The sequence below is a fragment of the Actinosynnema sp. NPDC050436 genome, from assembly GCF_040655415.1.
In the GTDB taxonomy this organism is placed as follows: Bacteria; Actinomycetota; Actinomycetes; order Mycobacteriales; family Pseudonocardiaceae; genus Actinosynnema.
In genome coordinates, this window is sequence record NZ_JBFAJV010000010.1 from 99,351 (window position 1) to 122,768 (window position 23,418).

The following is a 23,418-nucleotide window of genomic DNA, read 5'->3' on the forward strand; positions in this document are numbered from 1 at the left end:
ACCAACACCCGCCGACAGGCCCATCACCGCCACCGGTAACGCCTTGCGCACGACCTGTGTGGTATGCGCTCGGTGGGGCTTGGTCCCGCCGGTCGCCAGGACCGTACCAGGCACCGTTTACGCAGGTGAGCGGACCACGCAAAGCGTGTCGTGATTTGATCGCCGTCACAGGGCCAGGGAGTCCCCCACGGCTCGTGCCGAGGACCGCAGACTTGCGGGGTCCGGTCCGTGCCGGAGCACGTCCCGGGAGCTGGCCGGGAGCACGCCGGGCAGCCCGTCGCCGAACAGCCGGCGCAGGTCCGCGACGGTCGCGCCCTGGGCCCCGAAACCCGGGGCCAGGACGGGTCCGCGCAGGTCGGACAGGTCGACGTCGAGTTCGCGCACGGTCGCGCCGACGACCAGCCCGACGTCGCCCGGGGTGTCCGCGCCGGCGTTGCGGCGGGCCGCCCCGTCGATGACGGACTGGGCCACCGAGCGCCCCTCCGAGCCGGTCGCGCGCTGCACGGAGGCACCCTCCGGGTTCGAAGTCAACGCGAGCACGAATACGCCGCGCCCGCTCGCCCGTGCGGCGTCGAGCGCCGGTTCCAGCGACCCGAAGCCGAGGTACGGCGACAGCGTCACCGCGTCACCGGCCAGCGGCGAGCCCTCGGTGAGGTACGCCTGCGCGTAGGCGGCCATGGTGGACCCGATGTCGCCGCGCTTGGCGTCCACCAGGACCAGCGTGCCGCTGCCGCGCAGGTCCGCCACGACCCGCTCCAGCACCGCCACGCCCTTCGAGCCGTGCGCCTCGAAGAACGCCGCCTGGGGCTTCACCACGGCCACGTGGCCGCCGAACGCCTCCACGCAGGTCAGCGCGAACCGCTCCAGGCCCGAGGCGTCCCGGGGCAGGCCCCAGGCGTCCAGCAGCCCCGGGTGGGGGTCGATGCCGACGCACAGGGGGCCGTGCGCCGCGACGGCCCCGGCCAGCCGCTCCCCGAACCTCACGCGTCACCCCGCAGGGCCGCCTGGAGCGCCTGGAGGGGCCGTACGCCGATGTCACCGCGGATGGCGGCCTCGATGCCGTGCACGGCGGCGGCGGCGCCCTGGATGGTCGTCACGCACGGGATGTCCTTCGCCACGGCCGCCGTGCGGATCTCGTAGCCGTCCACCCGGGGGCCGTGGTTGCCGTACGGCGTGTTGATGATCATGTCGACCGTCCCGTCCAGGATGGCGTCCACGATGTTCTTGTCGCCCTCGAAGTGCTTGCGGACGACCGTGCACGGGATGCCGTTGCGGCGCAGCACCTCGGCGGTGCCGGCCGTGGCCAGCACCTCGAAGCCCAGGTCGGCGAGCCGCTTGACCGGGAAGATCATGGCCCGCTTGTCCCGGTTGGCCACCGACACGAACACCCGGCCCGAGGTGGGCAGCGAGCCGTAGGAGGCGGTCTGGGACTTGGCGAACGCCATGCCGAACGACACGTCGATGCCCATGACCTCGCCGGTCGACTTCATCTCCGGGCCGAGCAGCGAGTCCACGCCCTTGCCCTCCGGCGTGCGGAACCGGTGGAACGGCAGCACGGCCTCCTTGACCGCGACCGGGGCGTGCGGCGGCAGCTTCGCGCCGTCGCCCGACGCGGGCAGCAGCCCCTCCGCGCGCAGCTCGGCGATGGTCGCGCCGAGCATCACCCGGGCCGCCGCCTTGGCCATCGGCACGGCGGTCGCCTTGGACACGAACGGCACGGTCCGCGACGCGCGCGGGTTGGCCTCCAGCACGTACAGGACGTCGTCCTTGAGCGCGTACTGGACGTTGAGCAGGCCGCGCACGCCGATGCCCTCGGCGATGGCCCGGGTGGAGCGCCGCACGTTGTCCACGTCGGTCTCGCCCAGGGTGATCGGCGGCAGCGCGCACGCCGAGTCGCCGGAGTGCACGCCGGCCTCCTCGATGTGCTCCATCACGCCGCCGATGAAGACCTCCTCGCCGTCGAACAGGGCGTCGACGTCGATCTCGATGGCGTCGTCGAGGAACCGGTCCACCAGCACCGGGTGCTCCGGGCTGACCTCGGTGGCCCGCGCGATGTAGCCGGCCAGGGTGTCCTCGTCGTAGACGATCTCCATGCCGCGCCCGCCCAGCACGTAGGACGGCCGCACCAGCACCGGGTAGCCGATCTCGTCGGCGATGGCCTTGGCCTGCGCGAACGAGGTGGCGGTGCCGTACTTGGGCGCGGGCAGGCCCGCGTCGGTGAGCACCTGGCCGAACGCGCCCCGGTCCTCGGCGAGGTGGATGGCGTGCGGCGGGGTGCCGACGACCGGCACGCCCGCGGCCTCCAGCCGCCGCGCGAGGCCCAGCGGCGTCTGCCCGCCGAGCTGCACGATCACGCCCGCGACGGTGCCCGAGCGCTGCTCGGAGTGGAACACCTCCAGCACGTCCTCGAACGTCAGCGGCTCGAAGTACAGGCGGTCGGAGGTGTCGTAGTCGGTGGACACGGTCTCCGGGTTGCAGTTGACCATCACCGTCTCGTACCCGGCGGCGCGCAGCGCCATGGCCGCGTGCACGCACGAGTAGTCGAACTCGATGCCCTGCCCGATCCGGTTCGGCCCGGAGCCCAGGATCAGCACCTTGGGCTTGTCGCGCTGCTCGGTGACCTCGGTCTCGGCGTCGGGGTCCAGCTCGTAGGCCGAGTAGTGGTACGGGGTCCGGGCGGCGAACTCGGCGGCGCAGGTGTCGACGGTCTTGAACACCGGACGCACGCCCAGCCGGTGCCGCAGCGCCCGCACGCCGTCCTCGCCGGCCAGCTCGGCGCGCAGCGCGGCGATCTGCCGGTCGGACAGGCCCGCCCGCTTGGCCTTGCGCAGCAGGCGCTCGTCGAGCACCGGGGCGTCCTGGATCTCCCGGCCCAGCTCGACCAGCCAGGCGATCTGCTCCACGAACCACGGGTCGATGCCCGACGCCTCGTGCACCTGCTCGACGGTCGCGCCCAGGCGCAGCGCCCGGTCCACGGTGTAGAGCCGCCCGTCGTGGCCGGTGCGCAGGGCGTCCAGCGCGGACTCCAGCGTGCCCTCCGGGTCCGGCGCGGTCCAGAAGCCCGCCGCCTTGGTCTCCATGGAGCGCAGGGCCTTGCCCAGCGCCTCGATGAAGCTGCGGCCGATGGACATCGCCTCGCCGACCGACTTCATGGTCGTGGTCAGCGTGCGGTCCGCGCCGGGGAACTTCTCGAAGGCGAACCTCGGCACCTTCACCACGACGTAGTCGAGGGTCGGCTCGAAACTGGCCGGGGTCTCGCCGGTGATGTCGTTGCGGATTTCGTCCAGGGCGTAGCCGATGGCGAGTTTCGCGGCGATCTTGGCGATCGGGAAGCCGGTGGCTTTCGACGCCAGCGCGGAGGAGCGGGAAACGCGCGGGTTCATTTCGATCACGACCATCCGCCCGGTTTCCGGGTTGATGGCGAACTGGATGTTGCACCCGCCGGTGTCCACGCCGACCTCGCGGATGACCGCGATGCCGACGTCGCGCATGTGCTGGTACTCGCGGTCGGTCAGCGTCATCGCCGGCGCGACGGTCACCGAGTCGCCGGTGTGCACGCCCATCGGGTCGATGTTCTCGATCGAGCACACCACGACCACGTTGTCGTTGCGGTCGCGCATGAGCTCCAGCTCGTACTCCTTCCAGCCGAGCACGCTCTCCTCGATCAGCACCTCGGTGACCGGGGACTCCGCGAGCCCGGAGGCGGCCAGCCGCTCCAGCTCCTCGGGGGTGTGCGCCATGCCCGAGCCCAGGCCGCCCATGGTGAACGACGGCCGGATCACCACCGGCAGGCCGAGGTCGGCGACGGTGGCGCGGACCTCGTCCATGGTGCGGCACACGGCGCTGCGCGGGACCTCGGCGCCGATCCGGCGCACCAGGTCCTTGAAGATCTGCCGGTCCTCGCCGCGCTGGATGGCGTCGATGTCCGCGCCGATCAGCTCGACGTCGTACTTCTCCAGCACCCCGCGCTCGTGCAGGGCGATGGCGGTGTTCAGCGCGGTCTGCCCGCCCAGGGTGGCCAGGATCGCGTCCGGGCGCTCGGCGGCGATCACCTTCTCCACGAACTCCGGCGTGATCGGCTCGACGTAGGTGGCGTCGGCGAACTCCGGGTCGGTCATGATGGTGGCCGGGTTGGAGTTGACCAGGCTGACCCGCAGGCCCTCGTCACGCAGCACCCGGCACGCCTGGGTGCCCGAGTAGTCGAACTCGCACGCCTGGCCGATGACGATCGGCCCCGAGCCGATCACCAGCACGTGCTTGAGATCAGTCCTCTTCGGCATCAGCGACCCTCGCCCATCGTCTGTCCGCCGGCGGAGCCGGACATCAGGTTGCAGAACTCGTCGAACAGCGGGGCGGCGTCGTGCGGTCCGGCCGCCGCCTCGGGGTGGTACTGCACGCTGAACGCGGGCACCTCCAGGGCGCGCACGCCCTCCACGGTGCCGTCGTTCGGGCAGTAGTGGCTGAGCTGGACGCGGCCGAAGTCCGAGCCGAACTCCTGGCCCGGCTCGCCCTCCAGCGCGAACCCGTGGTTCTGCGCGGTGATGGCCACCTTGCCGGTGGCGACGTCGATCACCGGGATGTTGATGCCCCGGTGGCCGTAGCGCATCTTGTAGGTGTCGCGGCCCAGCGCGCGGCCCAGGATCTGGTTGCCGAAGCAGATGCCGAACAGCGGGATCTTCTTCTCCAGCACCTCGCGGGTCAGCCCGACGGCGTGCGCCTGGGTGGCCGGGTCGCCGGGGCCGTTGGACAGGAACACGCCGTCCGGCGCGACCGCCTCGATGTCGGCGAACGTGGAGTGCAGCGGCAGCACGTGCACCTCGATGCCGCGCGCGGCCATCATCCTCGGCGTGTTGGACTTGATGCCCAGGTCCAGCGCCGCGACCCGGAACCGGCGCTCGCCGATCGCGTCCACCACGTACTTCTCCGGCGCGGTGACGTCGCCGGCCAGGTCCGCGCCCGCCATGCCCGGCGCGGTGCGCACCCGCTCCAGCATCTCCTCGGCGCTGCCCAGGTCGTCGCCGGAGAACACGCCGGCGCGCATCGCGCCGCGCTCGCGCAGGTGGCGGGTGAGCATCCGGGTGTCGATGCCGGCGATGCCGACCACGCCCTGGCGCACCAGCTCCTCGTCCAGGCCCCGGGTGGAGCGCCAGTTGGACGGCACCCGCGCGGGGTCGCGGACCACGTAGCCCGCCACCCAGATCCGGGACGACTCGTCGTCCTCGTCGTTCCAGCCGGTGTTGCCGATCTGCGGCGCGGTCTGCACCACGATCTGGCGGTGGTAGGACGGGTCGGTCAGGGTCTCCTGGTAGCCGGTCATGCCGGTGGAGAAGACGACCTCGCCCAGGCTCGCGCCGAGCGCGCCGTAGGGCTCGCCCCGGAAGACCCGGCCGTCCTCCAGCACCAGGGCCGCCCCGGCGGTCGCGGAGTTGTTGTTGGCGGAGTTGTTCACGCACGGCCTCCCAGCGCCTGCACCCACTGCTCGTACACGTCCTTGTCGTCGCCCCGGAAGCCGGTGTCGAACGTCCGGCCCTCCCACTGCCAGCGCACCACCAGCAGGCCGTCGGCGGTCATCACCTTGCCCGCGAGACCGCGCGCGGTGCGGGCGTCCACCACGTCGGCCAGCGGGATCCACATGGCGCTCGCGCCGGTCCGCTCCACCAGCACGCCGGTGTCGGTCAGCCGGAGCACCGCCTCGGCGCGGTGGCCGATGTCGCCGACCGCGACCCGGTCCTGCCAGTCGTCGCCGATCGTCGTGCCGACGTAGACGCCGGTCGCCTCCAGCTTCGCGTCGCCGGTCTCGGCGGGCGGCTGCGGGAACTCCGGGAGCACCTCGGCCTGCCGGCGGGCGCGACCGCGCCAGCCGTGCCACATGCCGTAGAGGGCCAGGGCGAAGACGGCGAGCACCGCCAGGGACAGCAGCACGCGGGTCATGCGGTGATCCTTCCGCTGGTGGCGGTGACGCGCCCGCGCAGCAGCGTGGCCACGACCCGGCCGGGCAGCTCCATGCCCTCGAACGGGGTGTTGGCCGCGATGCTGGCGAAGTCCGCGCCCCGGACCGTCCAGGTGGCGTCCGGGTCGACCAGCACGAGGTTGGCGGGCTCGCCCACCTCGACCGGCCGGCCGTGGTCGGTCAGGCCCGCGATCTCGGCCGGCCGCTCGCTGAGCACCCGGGCGACGCCGCGCCAGGTCAGCAGGCCGGTCCGGACCATCGTCTCGACGACGACCGACAGCGCGGTCTGCAACCCCAGCATCCCGGGCCGGGCCGCCGCCCACTCGCAGTCCTTGTCCTGCACGGCGTGCGGGGCGTGGTCGGTCGCCACGCAGTCGATCACGCCCTCGGCGAGCGCCTGGCGCAGCTTCTCGACGTCGGCGGCGGTGCGCAGCGGCGGGTTGACCTTGTTGACCGGGTCGTAGGTCTCCAGCCGGTCGTCGGTCAGCAGCAGGTGGTGCGGCGTGACCTCGGCCGAGACGTCCGTGCCCCGGGACTTGGCCCAGGCGAGCACGTCGGCGGTGCCGGCGGTGGAGACGTGGCAGACGTGCAGCCGGGCACCGACCTGCTCGGCGAGCAGGCAGTCGCGGGCGACGATGGCCTCCTCGGCGGCGGCCGGCCAGCCCTGGAGACCCAGCCGCGCGGCGCGCTCGCCCTCGTGGGCCTGCGCGCCGGCGGTCAGCCGGGGCTCCTCGGCGTGCTGCGCGACCACCACGTCCAGCGCCTTGGAGTACTCCAGGGCGCGGCGCATGATCAGGGGGTCGTGCACGCACAGGCCGTCGTCGGAGAACACCCGGACGCCGGCCCTGGCCATGGTGCCCAGCTCGGCGAGCTTCTCGCCCTCGAGGCCGACGGTGACCGCGCCCACCGGGTGCACGTCGACCAGGCCGACCTCGCGGCCCCGCCGGGCGACGTGCTCGACCACCACGGCGTTGTCGGCGACCGGGTCGGTGTTGGCCATGGCGAACACGGCCGTGTAGCCGCCCAGCGCGGCGGCGGCGGAGCCGGACTCGATGGTCTCGGTGTCCTCGCGGCCGGGCTCGCGCAGGTGGGTGTGCAGGTCGACGAAGCCGGGCAGCAGCACCGCGCCGCCGCCCTCCACGACCTCGGCGCCGGCCTCGGTGACCTGGCCGATGGCGGCGATCACGCCGTCGCGGACCAGCACGTCGACCGGGTCGCCCTCGCCGTAGGGCCGCACTCCCCTGAGGATCAAGGGGTTCACGCGTTCTCCTCCTCGTGGGCAAGCAGGTGGTACAGGACGGCCATGCGCACGTGCACGCCGTTGCGCACCTGGTCGGTGATGGCGGCGCGGGGCGAGTCGGCGACCGCGCTCGCGATCTCCATGCCGCGCAGCATCGGGCCGGGGTGCAGCACCACGGCGTGGTCGGGCAGCAGGGCCAGCCGGCGCTCGTTGAGGCCGTAGGCGATCGAGTACTCGCGGGCCGACGGGAAGAACCCGCCGTGCATCCGCTCGGCCTGCACCCGCAGCAGCATGACCGCGTCCTGGCTGGGCAGCTCGGCGTCCAGCTCGTGCGAGACGGTGACCGGCCACCCCGCCACGCCGGCGGGCAGCAGCGTCGGCGGGGCCACCAGGGTGACCTCCGCGCCGAGCGCGGTCAGCAGGTGCACGTTCGACCGGGCGACCCGGCTGTGCAGCACGTCGCCGACGATGGCGACCCGGCGGTCCCGCAGGTCGCCGAGGCGCTCCCGCAGGGTGGCCGCGTCCAGCAGCGCCTGGGTGGGGTGCTCGTGCATCCCGTCGCCCGCGTTGACCACGGACGTGCCGGTGTGCCGCAGCCAGCCGGCGAGCCGGTGCGCGGCGCCGGACGCCGGGTGCCGGACGACGACGCAGTCCGCGCCGGCGGCGGCCAGGGTGAGCGCGGTGTCGCGCAGCGACTCGCCCTTGCCCACGCTGGAGCCCGAGGACGAGACGTTCACCACGTCCGCGCTCATCCACTTGCCGGCGATCTCGAAGCTGACCCGGGTGCGGGTGGAGTTCTCGTAGAAGACCGTGACGACCGTGCGCCCGCGCAGCGTGGGCAGCTTGCGCACCTCGCGGCCCTCCAGCGACTGCTTGAGGCTCGCGGCGGTGTCCAGGATCGCGGTGGCGTCGGCCGGGTCGATGCCCTCGGTGGACAGCAGGTGCTTCACCGCAGCACCACCCCGTCCCGCTGGTCGAACTCCTCCAGCAGCACGTGGACCTCCTCCGACCGGGCGGTGGGAACGTTCTTGCCGACGTAGTCCGCGCGGATCGGCAGCTCGCGGTGGCCCCGGTCGACCAGCACCGCGAGCTGCACGGCGCGCGGGCGGCCGTGGTCGCGCAGGGCGTCCAGGGCGGCCCGGATCGTGCGGCCGGAGAACAGGACGTCGTCCACCAGGACGACCAGGCGGTCGTCGACGCCGCCGTCCGGCAGCTCGGTGGTCTCCAGCGGCCGGGTCGGGCCCCGCCGCAGGTCGTCCCGGTAGAGCGTCACGTCCAGGGTCCCGGTGGGTACCGCCACACCGCTGAATTCCCGGATCTTGACCGCGAGCCTGCGGGACAGGGGCGCACCCCGGCTTGGAATCCCCATCAGGACTACCGCGGGTGCGCTGGGTGCATCGAGAGCGGTCTTCTCGATGATCTGATGGGCCATTCGGGCGACGGTGCGCGCGACGTCGCCGGCCGACAGGAGCTCGCGCTCCCCGGCCGGGTCCGTCGCGCCACGTTGACGTGGCGCCACGGTTGGACCTCCTTCCCCGCCTCGCTGGACGGGTCCTTAAAGGACGTCGGACACCCGGCTTCGACCGGGCTGACCAGCACGGTATCAGGCTTTCCGGGTCAATCTTCCGGGTGGTCCGCGTGGTCTCGCCCACCTGGACCGACGAGATCAGCTTGACCTGGTGACCACGGAGAGCAATCATTACTCTGCGTATTGATCTAAGCCTCCCCGCGGCAGTCCCCTACCGGCTGACGGGGCGAATGAACGGAGAACCGCCACATGGGCGACTACGCCAAGGCGCTGGGGGCCAAGCTCCGCGCGATCCGCCAGCAGCAGGGCCTGTCCTTGCACGGCGTCGAGCAGAAGTCCGGCGGTCGCTGGAAGGCCGTGGTCGTCGGCTCGTACGAGCGCGGCGACCGGGCCGTGACCGTGCAGAAGCTCGCCGAGCTGGCCGACTTCTACGGTGTGCCGGTCGCGGAGCTGCTGCCGGAGGGCCGCGTGCCCTCCGGGGCCGAACCCGCGACGAAGATCGTCATCAACCTCGAACGGTTGCAGCAGCTGCCCGCGGAGAAGGTCGGACCGCTCGCGCGGTACGCGGCCACCATCCAGAGCCAGCGCGGCGACTACAACGGCAAGGTCCTGTCCATCCGGACCGAGGACCTGCGCTCGCTGGCGATCATCTACGACATGACGCCGGGCGAGCTGACCGAGCAGCTCATCGACTGGGGTGTGCTGCCTCCCGAGGCCCGACCGGCCAAGGAGGACTGAGCACGACGTGAGAGAGGGCCGCGCGGCACACCGCGACGGCCCCTCTTCCGCGCGTCCCGGACGGGTCCGGACGTGCGGAAAGGCCCCCGCGCGGTCCGCGCGAGGGCCTCCTTGCGACGCCGGGCCGCCTACAGGACGGCGCGCAGCTGGTCCGCGATCACCGCGATCCGGCCGAGCACGCCGTTGACGAAGCGCGGCGAGTCGTCCGTGGACAGCTGCTTGGCCAGCTCGACGGCCTCGTCGATGGCGACCGCGTCCGGCACGTCGGCCGCCCACAGCAGCTCGTAGAGGCCGACCCGCAGCACCGCGCGGTCCACGCCCGGCATCCGCTGCAGCGTCCAGCCCTCGGCGTGCTCGGAGATCAGGTCGTCGATCCGGGCGCGGTGCCCGGTGACGCCCTCCACCAAGCCGATCGTGTAGTCGTTGATCGGCGGCACGTCCGGCGAGCCCACCCGCTCCGCGAGCAGGGTGACCGCGTCCACACCGCGCAGATCGGCCTCGTAGAGGACGTCCACCGCCCGTTTCCGGGCCTTGCTGCGTGCGCCCATGTCAGCCGTTGACTCGGCCGAGGTAGCGACCGTCGCGCGTGTCAACCTTGATCTTCTCGCCGGTGGTCACGAACAGCGGGACCTGGATCTCCGCGCCGGTCTCCAGCGTGGCGGGCTTGGTGCCGCCGGTGCTGCGGTCGCCCTGCAGGCCCGGGTCGGTGTGCTGGATGACCAGCTCGACGCTGGTCGGCAGCTCCACGTAGAGCGCGACGCCCTCGTGGACGGCGACGACCGCCTCCTGGTTCTCCAGCATGTAGTTCGCCGCGTCCGACACCGTCTCGGCCGGCACGTTCAGCTGGTCGTAGGTGTCGCCGTCCATGAAGACGAAGTCGGTGCCGTCCCTGTACAGGTAGGTCATGCCGCGCTTGTCCACGGTGGCCGTCTCGACCTTGGTGCCCGCGTTGAAGGTCTTGTCCACGACCTTGCCGGACAGGACGTGCTTCAACGTGGTGCGCACGAACGCGCCACCCTTGCCCGGCTTGACGTGCTGGAACGCGGTGACGGTCCACAGCTGGCCGTCGAGGTTCAGCACCAGGCCGTTCTTCAGGTCGTTGGTGGTGGCCACGGGGTGGGCTCTCCTGTTATCCGGGTTGCGGGCGTCAGACGACCACTAGCTCTTTCGTGGTCAGGGTGAGGAGCTCCGGAGCGCCTTGGCGCACCACCAGCGTGTCCTCGATGCGGACACCGCCCTGCCCGGCCAGGTACACACCGGGCTCGACGGTGACCGCCATACCGGGCAGAAGTGTACCGGCCCCCGCCTTGCCCAACGCCGGAGCCTCGTGGATCTGGAGTCCGACTCCGTGCCCGAGGCCGTGCAGGAACTGCTCGCCGTACCCCGCTTCCTCGATCACCGCGCGCGCCGCGGCGTCCACCGCGCTGACCGCCGTGCCCGGCGCGAGCGCCTCCCGGCCGGCCGCCTGCGAGGCCGCGACCAGCTCGTAGAGCTCCCGCTGCCAGTCCGCCGCCTGGCCGACGACCAGGGTCCGGGTCATGTCCGAGTGGTAGCCGTCGACCAGCGCGCCGAAGTCGAGCTTCACGAAGTCGCCGGCGTGCACGACGGCGTCGGTGGGGCGGTGGTGCGGGACGGCCGAGTTCGCGCCGGCCGCGACGATGCTCTCGAAGCTCGGGCCGGCCGCGCCGTGGTCGAGCATCCGGCTCTCCAGCTCGCGGGCGATCTCCCGCTCGGTGCGCCCCGCCCGCAGCCCGCCGTGCTCGACCAGGTCGGCCAGCGCGCGGTCGGCCGCCGCGCACGCCATCCGCAGCGCCTCGACCTCCGCGTCGTCCTTGACCAGCCGGAGCTGCTCGACCAGGTCCGGCGCGCGGACCAGCTCGACCGGGCCGGCCGCCTCGGTGAGGCCGTCGAGCCCCTCGACCGTCACGTGCCGGCTCTCGAAGCCCGCGCGGCGCAGCCCCGCCCGGTCCGCCCGCGCGGCCAGCGCGACGTCGCACGGCCGGTCGACCACCCGCTCCAGGTCCGGCACCTGCCCGGCGGCCTGGGTGAGGTACCGGCCGTCGGTGCAGAACACGGTGGCCTCGTCGGACTCGGCGGACACCAGCAGCGCGGCGTTCGACCCGGTGAACCCGGTGAGGTAGCGGATGTTGAGCAGGTTGGTCACCAGCAGCGCGTCCAGCTCCCGGTCCCGGAGCGTGGCGCGCAGCGTGGCGCGGCGAGTCGAGTGGGGCATACCCGCAGCCTAGAGGCTCGCCGGTGGCGGTACAGCGGGCCTAGGGTGGGCCCATGCGCAGGTGGCTGCCCCGGGGGCTGTGGATGGGACTGCTGCACGGCGGCGCGCAGGTCGGCACCGACGCGGTCGCGGTGCACAGCCCGGGGGCGGGCTCGCCGATCCGGTACGTCGCGCTGGCCCTGGTCGTGGTCGCCGGCCTGCTGTGGGGCGCGCTGGACGCCTGGCGGCAGCTCGACGGGCGCGGGATGGTGTGGTTCTTCGCCGCGCTGGTCGCCGGGCCGGTGGCCGGGCTGGTCGGCGTGGTCGGCAAGTCGGCGCTGGTGGACCAGACCGGGGTGGAGGCCCTGGGCGCGGCGCTGACCGGCGGCGCGGCGTTCACCGCCCTGCTCGTGCTGGTCACCGCCACCGCCGGGATGGGCCTGGGCAACCTCCTCCCCCAGCCCGACGGCTCCGCTGCCCGCTGACCGCCCGGGTGGTCAGCGGCGCAGGTCGCCCGCCGGCGGGTAGCCGTCCCAGGTCTTCTGGGTGACGGCGGTGATCGTGGAGGAGTTGAGCGTCGCCACCTCGTCCGCCGGGACGAGCCAGAGCCCGCCGTCCAGCAGCAGGGCGAGCCGGCCGTCCGGGGCGCGCACCGCCTTCGCGCCGGCCGGGACGCGGGCGGCGAGCGGCAGTTCGTCCACGACCGGCGGGCGGCGGTCGAGGACGCGGGTGGCCAGCCGGTCGGTGACCGAGCGGCGCTCGACGCGGACCACCCGGCCGTCGACCACCAGGTCCACGGTGTTCTCCGGCGACGGCACGGCGTAGCCGTCCAGCACCCGGGCCGCCTCGGCGGTCCGGCAGCCGGGCGCGTTCGCCAGGTCCAGGCCGAAGTGCCCCAGGTCGGTCGGCGCGGCGGCGGCACCGTCGACGGTGGCGCGCACCACGTCCAGCGGGACCCGGCCGCACGGGTCCTCGGGGGACAGCGGGGCGTGGCCGTCCGGCGTGCGGACCAGGCCGGGACCCTCGCGCCACGGCCCGGGGATGGTGACCGGCGGGACCGGGTTGCCGGTGAAGTCGTGGTCCCAGAACGTGATCGTGGTGCCCTGCTCGGTCTCGTGGGCGATGGCGAACGCCCGCAGCGCGTCCACGTACATCCAGTCCGCGCTGAACGCGTCGACCACCGAGCGGGTGCGCGGCCGGCGGGTGTCCGCGACCGGTTCGAACCCGCGTTCGCCGAGCGCCTCGACGTGGCTCTGGAACGCGGGGTTGCGGGCGCGCAGCACGAACTGGCCCGCGCCGTTCCAGCCCGCCGCGCGGCCCGTGGTGTCGGTGAACATCAGGTAGAACCAGCCGTCGGCGTAGAGCACGGACGGCTGGCCCGCGCCGTAGGTGTTCTCGCGGGTGGTGTCGTACGCGGGGCTGACGATCGGCTGCCCGCCCGCCTCCCGGGTCCAGCGCACGCCGTCCGGGCTGGTGGCGACGCCGATCGCGTTGCCGTTGGCGTGCTCGCCGGCCGCGCCGGTGTAGTACAGGTAGTAGGTGCTGCCGACCTTGAGCACGGACGGGTCGCACACGTGCTTGCCGTCGAACCCGGTGACGCTGCCGCTGAGCACCACCTGGCCGGAGCTGCCGTCCGGCGCGGTGAACGGGCCGGACGGGCTCGCGGCCTGCGCGTGCAGGAGGTCGTCGCCGGGCGGGTCGGCGAACCGGAGCTGGCTGCACCACCACATCCGCACCCGCCCGCCCTCCACCAGCACGGCCGGGCCGTAGTTGTACGGGGCCTCCGGGCCGGCCGCGACGACACCGGCCCCCTGCCGCCCCCGGTCGGCGACCGGGCGCGGCGCGGGCGGTGCCGGCCGGCTCGGCCGGGTGGTGGACGTGGTGGTCGGCGCGGGCGCGGCGACGGGTTCGGCGACACCCGGCGCGCACGCCGCCGCGGCGGCGAGGACGAGGAGGGTGCCGAGGAGCCTCTTCAGGCCGGCCATGGTCTCCACTTCCGGGCGACGGGTGCGACACCGGGGGTACGCGCCGAGCCCGGTTCCGGTTCAGTGTAGAGATCAACTCACCCGTCCGGGCGAGATCCGACCGAGGCGACGACCTCGGCGCGCGACGTCCCCGGCGCCCTCCAGGTACCCGGCCCGGTGCTCGAACCCACCCCCGGAGCACGAACCGGCAGACGGCAGCGGCCCGACAGGTGCGGAGCCACCAGGGCTGGAGGCGACGGAGGCGGACGCGCCAGGGGCGGGGCAGCCGCCAGGGCGGCCGACGGCGCGACGGGGGACGGCGCGGCGGCGGCGCGGTGCGGCGGTGCGGTGCGGCGGGGGCGGCGGCGGAACCGCTCTGGGCTGCTGCGCGACCGCCCGCCTGGCCGGGCTCGGCCTACCCGGACCCGCGCGGCACCGCCCAGCGCAACCTCGCTCAGCCCCGGGGCGGCCCGGCCTCGCGCAGTGCGGTCCCCGGGTCGGCCTGCCCCTGGACCTGCTCCACCCGGGCCGGTTCGGCCCGGGGCGGCCTGGTCAGCTCGCGGGCCGCTCCGCCAGCCAGCGGATCGCCAGTTGGTAGCCCCGCACGCCCAGGCCGACGATGACGCCCTCGGCGATCGCGGACAGGACGCTGTGGTGGCGGAACTCCTCGCGCTTGTGCACGTTCGAGATGTGCACCTCGATCAGCGGCGCGGTGAGCTGTGCGCACGCGTCCCGCACCGCGATCGAGTAGTGCGTCCACGCCGCCGCGTTGAGCACCACGGGGAGACCGGCGTCCGCCGCCCCGTGCAGCCAGCCCAGCATCTCGCCCTCGGTGTCGGTCTGCCGCACCTCGACCTCGACGCCCAGCTCACGCCCGGTCTCCTCGCACAGCGCGACCAAATCGGCGTGGGTGGTGGCCCCGTAGACGTCCGGCTCGCGGGTGCCCAGGCGGCCCAGGTTCGGGCCGTTCAGCACGAGCACCTTCACAGCAGCACGCTCCCGCCGGACGTCGGCTCGGCCGCGACCGCCGAGTACGCGGCGGCGATCAGCGACGGGTCCGGGCCCTCCAGGCGGCCGGGCTTGGCCAGGCCGTCGAGCACCACGAACCGCAGCACGCCGGCGCGGTTCTTCTTGTCCACCCGCATCCCGTCCATGAGCTGGGGCAGCGCGTCCGGGTCGTACCGGGTGGGCAGGCCCAGCGCGTCGAGCACGCGGCGGTGCCGGTCGGCGGTCGCGTCGTCCAGCCGGCCCGCGAGCCGGGCCAGCTCGGCGGCGAACACCAGGCCGACGCTGACCGCCGCGCCGTGCCGCCAGCGGTAGCGCTCGCGGCGCTCGATCGCGTGGCCGAGGGTGTGGCCGTAGTTGAGGATCTCCCGCAGGTCGGACTCGCGCAGGTCGCTCGACACCACGTCCGCCTTGACCTGGATCTTGCGCCGCACCAGCTCCTCCAGCACGTCGCCGGTCGGGTCCAGCGCGCGCTGCGGGTCGGCCTCGATCAGGTCGAGGATGACCGGGTCGGCGATGAAACCGCCCTTCACGACCTCGGCCATGCCGGCGACCAGCTCGTTGCGCGGCAGCGTCTCCAGCGTGGCCAGGTCGACCAGCACGGCGTGCGGCTCGTAGAACGTGCCGACCAGGTTCTTGCCCGCGTCGGTGTTGATGCCGGTCTTGCCGCCGACCGCCGCGTCGACCATGCCGAGCAGCGTGGTCGGCACGTGCACCAGCTTGACGCCGCGCATCCAGGTGGACGCGACGAACCCGGCCAGGTCGGTCACCGCGCCGCCGCCCAGGCCGATCACCGCGTCCGAGCGGCCCAGCCCGACCTGGCCGAACACGTTCCAGCAGTACCCGGCGACCCGCAGCTCCTTGCCGTCCTCGGCGTCGGGCACCTCGACCCGGTGCGCGTCGACACCGGCCGCCGCCAGCTCCTCGCGGACCGCCTCGGCGGTCTCGCCGAGCGTGGGCGTGTGGACGATCGCGGCCTTGGCCGTGCCGCGCAGGGTCTCGACCAGGTCGCCGAGCAGCCCGCGCCCCACCACCACGTCGTACGGTCGCTCCGCGGCCACGCGGATCCGCACCGGCTCGCCCATCACCACTCCCCTTCGTCTGCTCACCATTCGACCACGACCGCTCCGAGCGCGTCGCGGCCCCACACGCCCGCCAGCACGTCGGCCTGGTCCCGGACCGCGCGCCGCGCGGCACCCCGGACCGCCGACCAGCGCTCGACGTGGAAGCTCATCGTCCGACCGCTGAACGCGTACCGCCACGCCCCGACCACCCGCCCGTGCACGACCAGCGCGCCGGGGCTGCCGACCGGCCGCCACACCCGCTTCGCCACGTCGGCGTCGGCGAGCAGCCACCGGGGGCCGAGCAGGTAGGGGTCGCGCGGGAACAGCAGCAGCCCGGCGGGCGGCTCCGGCGCGGGGTCCGCCCAGCCGCCGGGGTCGTCGGCGGGCAGGTGCAGCCGCCGGCCGCCGACCCGGACGGGCACCGACTCCGGCCACCGCTGCGGCCCGGCGCCCAGCCACCGCAGCACGTCGGCCTTGGCGAACGGCCCGACGAACCGCGCGTGGTCCCGCACCAGTCCGGGCACGGCCGGGTCGGCCCCGGCCGACGGGTCCCGACCGGCAGAACCGGCAGAAACCGCGATCGGCCGGCGGAAGAGGAGTTTCACGCCCGCCGGCTCCAGTTCGAGACCGGCCAGGAGGGTGCAGAGGCGGAACAGCCCCTCGATCACGTGCCCGGTCCCGCACGGCCCGCAGTGCGGCCGGACGTCGGGCGGCAGCGACGCGGTGATCGCGCCGGACAGCTCGCCCTTGGTCGCCGACGCACTGGAGAACTGCTCGGCCATCGCCGCGCCCATCGCCGCGACCACGAGGTCCACGTGCTCCAGCGCGGGCACCGGGTGCGCGCCGCACCACGCCGCGAGCTGCTCGGGCGTGCGGGGCCGCAACTGCCGGCGCAGCGCGGGCAGGTCGGCGGGCCGGTGCAGGTGCGGCGCACCGCGCAGGCTGAGCACGCGCACCAGCGGTTCGCCGTGCCCGAGCCGGCGCACGGCGAGGGCCGCCTCGCCGGTGTTCGGCGGGCTGTCCACGACCCCGAGCGCGAGCACGCCCAGGTCGCCGCCGGACAGCCCCTGCACCGAGGCGCGGTGCGCGAGGACCTGCTCGGCGGTCAGGTCCACCGGGTCACGCGGGGGCCGCGCCGCGCGCGAGCACGGCGGCGACCACCTGCTCCGGCTCCAGCTCGTCGGTGGCCACCTCGATCGCCGCGACCTCCCGGTACAGCGGCAGCCGGGCGTCGAGCAGCGCCTTGAACGTCGAGCGCGGGTTCACCCCGGCCAGCAGGGGCCGCGCGGTCGACAGGCCGGTCCGCCGCACGCCCTCGGCCGTGCCGACGTTGAGGAACACCACGGCGTGGCCGGCGAGCCGCTCCCGCGTCACCGCCGAGAGCACCGCGCCGCCGCCCAGCGCCAGCACCCCGTCGTGCTCGGCCAGGCCCGCCGCGACCGCCGCCTCCTCCAGCGCCCGGAACGCCGGTTCGCCGTCGGTGGTGAAGATGTCCGAAATGGACTTCCCGGCCGCGGCGACGACGTCCTCGTCGGTGTCCCGGAAGGACACGCCGAGCTGGGCGGCGAGGAGCTGCCCGACCGTCGTCTTGCCCGCTCCGGGCGGGCCCAGGACGACGTAGCGCGGGCTCACCGCCCCTCCCAGCGGGCTTCCAGCGCCTCCAGGTAGGACGCGACGTTGCGCTTGGTCTCGGCGATCGAGTCGCCGCCGAACTTCTCCAGCGCCGCCTCCGCGAGCACCAGGGCCACCACGGACTCCAGCACCACACCGGCCCGGGGCACCGCGCACACGTCGGAGCGCTGGTGGATCGCCACGGCCGGCTCGCCGGTCCGCACGTCCACAGTGGACAGGGCGCGCGGCACGGTGGAAATCGGCTTCATCGCCACCCGCAGGCGCAGCGGCTCGCCGTTGGTGATGCCGCCCTCCAGCCCGCCGGCCCGGTTCGAGCGCCGCGTCACGCCCTTGGGCCCGGTGCCCCGGTCGATCTCGTCGTGCGCCTCGCTGCCCCACCGCTCGGCCGTGGTGAAGCCGTCGCCGACCTCCACGCCCTTCATCGCCTGCACGCCCATCAGCGCGCCCGCGAGCCGCGCGTCCAGCCGCCGGTCCCAGTGCACGTGGGAGCCGAGGCCGGGCGGCAGGCCGTAGGCGATGACCTCGATCACGCCGCCGACCGTGTCACCGGCCTCCTTCACCGCCTCCACCTCGGCCACCATCGCCTCGGTGCCGCGCGGGTCGAAGGCGCGCACCGGACTGGCGTCCACGGCCGCCAGGTCGCCGGGGCCGGGTACCGCCGCGTCGGCGGGCGTCCTGGCCCTGCCGATCGACACCACGTGGCTGACCACGCCCACGTCGAAGACCTGCTCGAGGAAGTGCCGGGCCACGGTGCCCAGCGCGGTGCGGGCGGCGGTCTCCCGCGCGCTGGCCCGCTCCAGCACCGGCCGCGCCTCGTCGAACCCGAACTTCTGCATCCCGGGCAGGTCGGCGTGACCGGGCCGGGGCCGGGTCAGCGCCTCGTTGCGGCCGGTCGGCTTGAGCTCGGACGGGTCGACGGGGTCGGCGGACATCACCTTCTCCCACTTGGGCCACTCGGTGTTGCCGATCCGCACGGCGATCGGGCCGCCCTGGGTGAGCCCGTGGCGGACCCCGCCGAGGATCTCGACCTCGTCGGCCTCGAAGCCCATCCGGGGGCTCCGCCCGAAACCGAGCCGTCGCCGTTCCAATTGGACGGTCAGGTCGGCAGTGGTGACCTCCACCCCGGCGACCATGCCTTCCAGCACGGCTACCAGGGCCGGTCCGTGGGACTCCCCAGCGGTGATCCAGCGCAGCACGCGCCGAATCCTTCCACAGCCTCACCCGGGCCCCCACAGCGACGTGAGCCAGGTCGCCGCCGCGAGGCCCGGCCCGTGCGGCAACGCGTCCCGTGGCCGCCACAGCGCGCCGACCAGCGTGATCGCGCTCGCCAGGCCGGCCGCAGCGGGCAGTGCGACCCACGACACCGCGCCGAGCACCGCGCCCAGCGCCCCGGCCAGCTTCACGTCGCCCCCGCCGAGGGCCGCCGGCCACCACCGGTGCACGGCCAGGTGCACCCCGAAGAACACCAGACATCCGATGACCGACCGGATCGGGTCCGCCCCGGCGAACCACAGGAGGACCGCCAGCGCCGGGTACGCGGGCAGGGTCAGCGCGTCGGGCAGGCGGGAGTGGCGGATGTCCGCAGCCGCAAGGAGGACGAGCAGCCACGAGAGGAGCAGCGGGACGGGTGACCAGGAGGCCGGCACGGCTGCCCGCGCGGTCACCGCCCACAGCGCGGCGGTGGGCAGTGCGCACCACAGCCATCGGATGTTCGCACCACGCGGGACTGCGCGCAGCAGCCCCGCACCCAGGGCTCCGGCGACGAGGCCGGACAGCGGGAGGACCATGGACCCACCCTGCCCACTGGGCCGTTCGGCGCACAAGGAAGGGTCCGACCGAATGGACCATCCGGTCGGACCCGTCAGCGGGCGGCGCCGCCCGAGGTGTCCGCGACCGCGCTCAGCGCTGCCAGGAGAACAGCACGTCGCCCGCCGCCACGGGACCCGGCCGGGCCACGTCCAGCAGCACGTCGGGCGTCGCGTCGAGCGCGACGACCGGGCAGATCGGGGCGAACCCGGCGGCTTCCACCTCGGCCGGGTCCCAGGTCACGACCGGCTGCCCGGCGCGCACCACCTCGTCCTTGACCACGTGCAGCGTGAAGCCCTCGCCCTTGCGCTTCACCGTGTCGATGCCCAGGTGCACCAGCACGGCCGCGCCGTCGTCGGTGGCGATGACGAAGGCGTGCGGGTGCAGGGTCACCACCCTGCCGTCCACCGGCGACACCACCTCGGCCGCCGCCCGGTCGGGCTCCACGGCGATGCCGGGGCCCACCATGGCCTGGGCGAACACCGGGTCCGGCACCTCGGTGAGCGGCACCACCCGGCCGCCGACCGGGCTCAGCACGCGCAGCGTCACAGCAGGTCCTCGATGTCGCTGGCGATGGTGTCCGCCTCCGGACCCACCACGACCTGCACGACGTTGCCCGAACGCATCACGCCGTGCGCGCCCGCCGACTTGAGCGCCTTCTCGTCCACCAGGCTGCCGTCGGACAGCTCACAGCGCAGCCGCGTGATGCACGGCTCGATCTCCACGATGTTGTCCGCGCCGCCCAGCCCGGCGAGGATCTTCTCCGCCTTGTCGTCAGCCACTTCAAGTCCTCTCTCGACACCTCGGGTGAGGGTGCCACCGCTCGGGCACGGTCCCGTAACGGCGGTTGACACCCGCCAACGGCGCGGAGCATCCTCCCCGCACCAACTGGTCTAGACCGGAAAGTACCAATGCCGGTCGGGCTCCGCGAGCACCGGGGAGGTGTCATGAACCGCAACGAGATCGTCGACGGCCCCAAGCCCAAGCACGCCCAGCTCAGGGACATCCTGCGGCGCATGGCGGAGCAGGAACTCCCGCCGGGCTCGCCCATCCCGTCCGAACGCGACCTCGCGCAGCAGTACCGGGTGTCCCGCATCACGGTGCGCGCAGCCGTCGGCCAGCTCGTCGCCGAGGGCCTGCTCACCCGGGCGAAGGGGCGGGGTACCTTCACCGCGCGCCGCCGGATGGACGTCCAGCTCTACCTGGAGTCCTTCACCGACGACATGCGGCGGCGCGGCCTCACCCCCACCACGCAGGTGCACCGGTGCGCCGACGAGGCCCCGCCACCTCAGGCGGCGACCGCGCTCGGCCTGCCCCCGCACGAGCCGGCGTGCCACCTCGTGCGCGTGCGGTCGGCGGACGGCGTGCCGCTGGCCGTCGAGCGCGGCTGGTACCACCCCCGGATCGTGCCCGACCTGCACCGGCACGACCTGACCGGATCGCTCTACACCATTCTCGCCGACACCTACGGCGTGCAGCTCGACCACGCCGCGCAGACCGTGTGGGCCGAGGCCGCCGACCCCGAGACGGCACGGCTGCTGGGCATCAGGACCGGCGGCCCGCTCCTCGTCTTCCGCCGGGTGTCCAGCTCCGCTGGGCGCCCCGTGGAGGACATGACGTCCTGGTACCGGGGCGATCTCTACCAGGTGACCATGCAATTGGACCGGACCGACCCGGATTCCGGCCATTTCTCCGCCAAGGGAGGTAACCCATGAGCGCCAGCGCCCCACAGGCGGTCGGCGGTCGTGACATCAAGGGACTCGCCACGTTGCAGCGGTTCGGTCGCAGCCTCATGCTGCCGATCGCCGCGCTGCCCGTGGCAGGTCTCCTGGCCCGGCTGGGCCAGCCCGACCTGCTCGGCAAGGACGGGTTGGGGTGGGACAAGGTCGCGGCGGTCATCGGCAACGCCGGTCTCGCGATCATGGACAACCTGCCGCTGCTGTTCGCGGTCGGCATCGCGATCGGTTTCGCCCGCCGGGGCGACGGTTCGACGGCGCTGGCCTCGGTCGTCGGCTACCTGGTGATGCAGGGCGTCTTCAAGGCGATGTCGCCGCTGGTCCTCGACCAGCCGACCGATCCGACCGCCAAGGCGGTCCTGATCGACTACCGGGTCCTCGGCGGCATCGTCGTGGGTCTGATCACCGCCGCGCTGTGGCAGAAGTACCATCGCGTGAAACTGCCGCCGTACCTGGCCTTCTTCGGCGGTCGCCGGTTCGTGCCGATCCTGGTCGCCGTGGTCATGGTCGTCGTCGGCGTGCTGCTCGGCCTGGTCTACCCGTGGTTCAACTCCGGCATCACCGCCATCGGTGAGGCCGTGACCGGCAGCACGGTGATCGGCGCGGGCCTGTTCGGCGTCGTCAACCGCCTGCTCATCCCGCTCGGCCTGCACCACATCATCAACAACGTGGTGTGGTTCCAGTTCGGCGAGTACACCGACGCGGCCGGCAAGGTCGTGCACGGCGACATCCCGCGCTTCCTGGCGCACGACCCCAGCGCGGGCACGTTCCAGACCGGCTTCTTCCCGATCATGATGTTCGCGCTGCCCGCCGCCGCCCTGGCGATCGTGCACACCGCGCGCCCGGCGCAGAAGAAGATCATCGCCGGCATCATGGGCTCGGCCGCCCTCACCGCGTTCATCACCGGTGTGACCGAGCCGCTGGAGTTCGCGTTCATGTTCGTCGCGTGGCCGCTCTACCTGATCCACGCGCTCCTCACCGGCACCTCGCTGGCGATCACCAACGCCCTGGGCATCCACGACGGCTTCTCGTTCTCCGCCGGTCTGATCGACATGGCCCTGAACTGGGGCATCTCGACCAAGCCGTGGCTGCTGGTGCTGATCGGCCTGATCTACGCGGTGATCTACTACTTCGTGTTCCGCTTCGTCATCACCAAGTGGAACCTGCGGACGCCGGGCCGCGACGACGACGAGGACCCGGAGGCCGACGCCAGCGTCGTGGAGGCCGGCGGCGCGGAGACGAAGGAAACCCGGGGCCGGGGCGCGACGTCGTCCTGACCACCCGGAAGCACACACGAGAGGACGGATCATGCCTGAGCGACGGGTCACCGTGGCGAGCAAGGTAGGACTGCACGCGCGGCCTGCCGCCCTGCTGGCGAAGGCGGCTGCCGGTCAGCCGGTGAAGGTCACCATCCGCAAGGCGGACGGCGACCCGGTGGAGGCGGGCAGCGTGCTGGGTCTGATGACCCTCGGCGCGATGCACGGGGACGAGGTCGTGCTGGCCGCCGAGGCCCCGGGCGGGGCCGACCCCCTGGCGGCCACCCCCCCCGTTTCCGCCCCGCCCCACCCGGGGGGTTGATCCGCGCGACGCGGGGGGGCCCCCGCTCGATCGCGCGGGGCCCCACTGTTTTTCACGCGAAAGTGCGAATTGCGGGAAGTGCTCCCCGGACCGCCTCGGGCGGGTCAGCCGCCCAGCGGCAGCGGCAGGACGTGGTCGGTCGCGGCGCGCAGCGCGTCCCGCATCTCCGCGCGCGGCGCGGGCCGGCCGGTGAACTGCTCGCACTGGCCGAAAGCCTGGTGCAGCAACATGTCCAACCCGGTCGCGGGCATCCGGCCGCGCCGCTGCACGGCGTCCGCCAGCGGCGTGGGCCACGGGTGGTAGATGACGTCGAGCACGCACGGCGCCCCGGCCAGCGCCGTCGCGACCGGTTCGGTGGCCGCCGGCGGCACGGTGCTCACCAGCACGTCCGACGCCTCCGCCAGCGCCGCGAAGTCGGTGCTGTCCCAGGCCGACACCGCCAACGCCACCCCGGCGCGCTCGGCGCACGCCCGCGCCTCCCCGGCCCGCTCCGGCGACCGCACGACCAGCGACACCTCCGCCACGCCCACCGACGCCAGCGCGACCAGCGCAGCCGTGGCCGTGCCGCCCGCGCCCAGCAGGACCGCGCGCGACCCGGACGTGAACCCGCACACCGCGCGCAACGCGCCCAGCACGCCGTCCACGTCGGTGCAGTCCGCGCGCCAGCCGCCGTCGACCGGGACGAGCGTGTTCGCCGCGCCGACCAGCAGCGCGCGGGGGGTCGCCGAGGACGCCACGGCCAGCGCGGCCCGCTTGCCCGGCATCGTCACCGACAGGCCGGCCCACGACGCGTCCAGGCCGCGCACGAGCGCCGGCACGCCGGCCTCGTCGCACTCGACGCGCCCGTAGGTCCAGTCCAGGCCCAACGCCCGGAACGCGGCGTTGTGCAGCACCGGCGACAGCGAGTGCCGCACCGGCGACCCGAGGACCGCAGCCCGGCGGGCCGCCGTGGACTGGCCGGACAT

25 protein-coding genes are annotated in these 23,418 nt (G+C 73.7%); 5 read left to right on the plus strand and 20 right to left on the minus strand.

Annotated elements, in window-relative coordinates:
• Window positions 1–165: 165 nt before the first annotated feature.
• The 7 genes from pyrF to pyrR are packed head-to-tail and all read right to left on the minus strand — an operon-like array spanning window position 166 to window position 8,709.
• The gene (gene pyrF / locus AB0I60_RS23650; protein ID WP_360733000.1) at window positions 166–984 is read right to left on the minus strand and encodes an orotidine-5'-phosphate decarboxylase; all 819 of its coding nucleotides are present in this window, start codon (window positions 982–984) and stop codon (window positions 166–168) included.
• Window positions 981–4,280: a carbamoyl-phosphate synthase large subunit gene (gene carB, locus AB0I60_RS23655; RefSeq protein ID WP_360733001.1), complete on the minus strand. Its 3,300-nt coding sequence runs from the start codon at window positions 4,278–4,280 to the stop codon at window positions 981–983. Before carB ends, pyrF begins: the two co-directional genes overlap by 4 nt.
• The gene (carA, locus tag AB0I60_RS23660; RefSeq protein WP_360733003.1) at window positions 4,280–5,449 is read right to left on the minus strand and encodes a glutamine-hydrolyzing carbamoyl-phosphate synthase small subunit; all 1,170 of its coding nucleotides are present in this window, start codon (window positions 5,447–5,449) and stop codon (window positions 4,280–4,282) included. Before carA ends, carB begins: the two co-directional genes overlap by 1 nt.
• Complete coding sequence (locus AB0I60_RS23665; protein WP_360733005.1) at window positions 5,446–5,931, minus strand: transporter; 486 nt, start codon at window positions 5,929–5,931, stop codon at window positions 5,446–5,448. Before AB0I60_RS23665 ends, carA begins: the two co-directional genes overlap by 4 nt.
• Window positions 5,928–7,211: a dihydroorotase gene (locus tag AB0I60_RS23670; protein ID WP_360733007.1), complete on the minus strand. Its 1,284-nt coding sequence runs from the start codon at window positions 7,209–7,211 to the stop codon at window positions 5,928–5,930. The genes AB0I60_RS23665 and AB0I60_RS23670 overlap by 4 nt, the downstream gene beginning before the upstream one ends.
• Window positions 7,208–8,140, minus strand: coding sequence for an aspartate carbamoyltransferase catalytic subunit (locus AB0I60_RS23675; RefSeq protein ID WP_360733008.1), 933 nt, complete (start codon window positions 8,138–8,140; stop codon window positions 7,208–7,210). Before AB0I60_RS23675 ends, AB0I60_RS23670 begins: the two co-directional genes overlap by 4 nt.
• Window positions 8,137–8,709 (minus strand): bifunctional pyr operon transcriptional regulator/uracil phosphoribosyltransferase PyrR, encoded by a 573-nt coding sequence (gene pyrR, locus AB0I60_RS23680; protein ID WP_360733010.1) that lies wholly within the window; start codon window positions 8,707–8,709, stop codon window positions 8,137–8,139. Before pyrR ends, AB0I60_RS23675 begins: the two co-directional genes overlap by 4 nt.
• 258 nt (window positions 8,710–8,967) lie before the next feature.
• Between pyrR and AB0I60_RS23685 the strand changes: the two genes are divergently transcribed.
• Complete coding sequence (locus AB0I60_RS23685) at window positions 8,968–9,456, plus strand: transcriptional regulator (protein ID WP_015103676.1); 489 nt, start codon at window positions 8,968–8,970, stop codon at window positions 9,454–9,456.
• Window positions 9,457–9,584: 128 nt separating this feature from the next.
• Here AB0I60_RS23685 and nusB read toward each other — a convergent pair whose 3' ends face one another.
• From nusB to AB0I60_RS23700, 3 genes are read right to left on the minus strand one after another with little or no spacing between them, the layout of a single operon-like run.
• The gene (gene nusB / locus AB0I60_RS23690; protein ID WP_360733011.1) at window positions 9,585–10,004 is read right to left on the minus strand and encodes a transcription antitermination factor NusB; all 420 of its coding nucleotides are present in this window, start codon (window positions 10,002–10,004) and stop codon (window positions 9,585–9,587) included.
• A gap of 1 nt (window position 10,005) precedes the next feature.
• On the minus strand, window positions 10,006–10,569 hold the full coding sequence (gene efp / locus AB0I60_RS23695) for an elongation factor P (RefSeq protein ID WP_360733013.1): 564 nt from the start codon (window positions 10,567–10,569) through the stop codon (window positions 10,006–10,008).
• 34 nt (window positions 10,570–10,603) lie between these two features.
• Complete coding sequence (locus AB0I60_RS23700) at window positions 10,604–11,689, minus strand: Xaa-Pro peptidase family protein (protein ID WP_360733014.1); 1,086 nt, start codon at window positions 11,687–11,689, stop codon at window positions 10,604–10,606.
• A 53-nt stretch (window positions 11,690–11,742) separates the two neighbouring features.
• On the opposite strand from AB0I60_RS23700, the gene AB0I60_RS23705 reads away from it, so the two are divergent.
• Window positions 11,743–12,153, plus strand: a complete 411-nt coding sequence (locus AB0I60_RS23705; protein ID WP_360733015.1) for a B-4DMT family transporter — start codon at window positions 11,743–11,745, stop codon at window positions 12,151–12,153.
• Between the two features lie 12 nt (window positions 12,154–12,165).
• On the opposite strand, the gene AB0I60_RS23710 is transcribed toward AB0I60_RS23705, so the two are convergent.
• From AB0I60_RS23710 to AB0I60_RS23750, 9 genes are all read right to left on the minus strand, one after another.
• On the minus strand, window positions 12,166–13,653 hold the full coding sequence (locus tag AB0I60_RS23710) for a beta-xylosidase (RefSeq protein ID WP_360733017.1): 1,488 nt from the start codon (window positions 13,651–13,653) through the stop codon (window positions 12,166–12,168).
• A 531-nt stretch (window positions 13,654–14,184) separates the two neighbouring features.
• Window positions 14,185–14,619, minus strand: a complete 435-nt coding sequence (gene aroQ, locus AB0I60_RS23715) for a type II 3-dehydroquinate dehydratase (protein WP_360733018.1) — start codon at window positions 14,617–14,619, stop codon at window positions 14,185–14,187.
• Window positions 14,616–15,722: a 3-dehydroquinate synthase gene (gene aroB / locus AB0I60_RS23720; protein WP_360733019.1), complete on the minus strand. Its 1,107-nt coding sequence runs from the start codon at window positions 15,720–15,722 to the stop codon at window positions 14,616–14,618. Before aroB ends, aroQ begins: the two co-directional genes overlap by 4 nt.
• A gap of 20 nt (window positions 15,723–15,742) precedes the next feature.
• Window positions 15,743–16,816 (minus strand): crosslink repair DNA glycosylase YcaQ family protein, encoded by a 1,074-nt coding sequence (locus AB0I60_RS23725; RefSeq protein ID WP_360733020.1) that lies wholly within the window; start codon window positions 16,814–16,816, stop codon window positions 15,743–15,745.
• A 4-nt stretch (window positions 16,817–16,820) separates the two neighbouring features.
• Window positions 16,821–17,333: a shikimate kinase gene (locus tag AB0I60_RS23730; RefSeq protein WP_360733022.1), complete on the minus strand. Its 513-nt coding sequence runs from the start codon at window positions 17,331–17,333 to the stop codon at window positions 16,821–16,823.
• Window positions 17,330–18,529, minus strand: a complete 1,200-nt coding sequence (aroC, locus tag AB0I60_RS23735; RefSeq protein ID WP_360733023.1) for a chorismate synthase — start codon at window positions 18,527–18,529, stop codon at window positions 17,330–17,332. The genes AB0I60_RS23730 and aroC overlap by 4 nt, the downstream gene beginning before the upstream one ends.
• 21 nt (window positions 18,530–18,550) lie before the next feature.
• Window positions 18,551–19,120 (minus strand): A24 family peptidase, encoded by a 570-nt coding sequence (locus AB0I60_RS23740; RefSeq protein ID WP_360733024.1) that lies wholly within the window; start codon window positions 19,118–19,120, stop codon window positions 18,551–18,553.
• A 112-nt stretch (window positions 19,121–19,232) separates the two neighbouring features.
• On the minus strand, window positions 19,233–19,688 hold the full coding sequence (locus AB0I60_RS23745; RefSeq protein WP_360733026.1) for a PTS glucose transporter subunit IIA: 456 nt from the start codon (window positions 19,686–19,688) through the stop codon (window positions 19,233–19,235).
• Window positions 19,685–19,921, minus strand: a complete 237-nt coding sequence (locus tag AB0I60_RS23750) for a PTS glucose/sucrose transporter subunit IIB (protein WP_360733027.1) — start codon at window positions 19,919–19,921, stop codon at window positions 19,685–19,687. The genes AB0I60_RS23745 and AB0I60_RS23750 overlap by 4 nt, the downstream gene beginning before the upstream one ends.
• 165 nt (window positions 19,922–20,086) lie before the next feature.
• Between AB0I60_RS23750 and AB0I60_RS23755 the strand changes: the two genes are divergently transcribed.
• Genes AB0I60_RS23755 through AB0I60_RS23765 form a run of 3 tightly spaced genes read left to right on the plus strand, consistent with a single transcriptional unit; the run spans window position 20,087 to window position 22,453 of the window.
• Window positions 20,087–20,854, plus strand: coding sequence for a GntR family transcriptional regulator (locus AB0I60_RS23755; RefSeq protein WP_360733029.1), 768 nt, complete (start codon window positions 20,087–20,089; stop codon window positions 20,852–20,854).
• Entirely contained in the window at window positions 20,851–22,152 is a 1,302-nt protein-coding gene (locus AB0I60_RS23760) for a PTS transporter subunit EIIC (protein ID WP_360733031.1), read from the plus strand. The genes AB0I60_RS23755 and AB0I60_RS23760 overlap by 4 nt, the downstream gene beginning before the upstream one ends.
• Before the next feature lie 31 nt (window positions 22,153–22,183).
• Window positions 22,184–22,453: an HPr family phosphocarrier protein gene (locus AB0I60_RS23765; protein ID WP_360733033.1), complete on the plus strand. Its 270-nt coding sequence runs from the start codon at window positions 22,184–22,186 to the stop codon at window positions 22,451–22,453.
• Window positions 22,454–22,557: 104 nt separating this feature from the next.
• Here the strand turns inward: AB0I60_RS23765 and AB0I60_RS23770 are convergent, their stop codons facing one another.
• Entirely contained in the window at window positions 22,558–23,418 is an 861-nt protein-coding gene (locus tag AB0I60_RS23770) for a shikimate dehydrogenase (protein ID WP_360733035.1), read from the minus strand.

Excerpts from the sequence above, each read along its gene's own strand:
- AB0I60_RS23740 (WP_360733024.1), bottom strand. The coding sequence starts at position 19,120 with ATGGTCCTCCCGCTGTCCGGCCTCGTCGCCGGAGCCCTGGGTGCGGGG.
- AB0I60_RS23665 (WP_360733005.1), bottom strand. The coding sequence starts at position 5,931 with ATGACCCGCGTGCTGCTGTCCCTGGCGGTGCTCGCCGTCTTCGCCCTG.
- AB0I60_RS23765 (WP_360733033.1), top strand. The coding sequence starts at position 22,184 with ATGCCTGAGCGACGGGTCACCGTGGCGAGCAAGGTAGGACTGCACGCG.
- nusB (WP_360733011.1), bottom strand. The coding sequence starts at position 10,004 with ATGGGCGCACGCAGCAAGGCCCGGAAACGGGCGGTGGACGTCCTCTAC.
- AB0I60_RS23705 (WP_360733015.1), top strand. The coding sequence starts at position 11,743 with ATGCGCAGGTGGCTGCCCCGGGGGCTGTGGATGGGACTGCTGCACGGC.
- AB0I60_RS23755 (WP_360733029.1), top strand. The coding sequence starts at position 20,087 with ATGAACCGCAACGAGATCGTCGACGGCCCCAAGCCCAAGCACGCCCAG.
- aroB (WP_360733019.1), bottom strand. The coding sequence starts at position 15,722 with ATGGGCGAGCCGGTGCGGATCCGCGTGGCCGCGGAGCGACCGTACGAC.
- AB0I60_RS23710 (WP_360733017.1), bottom strand. The coding sequence starts at position 13,653 with ATGGCCGGCCTGAAGAGGCTCCTCGGCACCCTCCTCGTCCTCGCCGCC.
- AB0I60_RS23700 (WP_360733014.1), bottom strand. The coding sequence starts at position 11,689 with ATGCCCCACTCGACTCGCCGCGCCACGCTGCGCGCCACGCTCCGGGAC.
- carB (WP_360733001.1), bottom strand. The coding sequence starts at position 4,280 with ATGCCGAAGAGGACTGATCTCAAGCACGTGCTGGTGATCGGCTCGGGG.
- AB0I60_RS23770 (WP_360733035.1), bottom strand. The coding sequence starts at position 23,418 with ATGTCCGGCCAGTCCACGGCGGCCCGCCGGGCTGCGGTCCTCGGGTCG.
- AB0I60_RS23760 (WP_360733031.1), top strand. The coding sequence starts at position 20,851 with ATGAGCGCCAGCGCCCCACAGGCGGTCGGCGGTCGTGACATCAAGGGA.
- AB0I60_RS23685 (WP_015103676.1), top strand. The coding sequence starts at position 8,968 with ATGGGCGACTACGCCAAGGCGCTGGGGGCCAAGCTCCGCGCGATCCGC.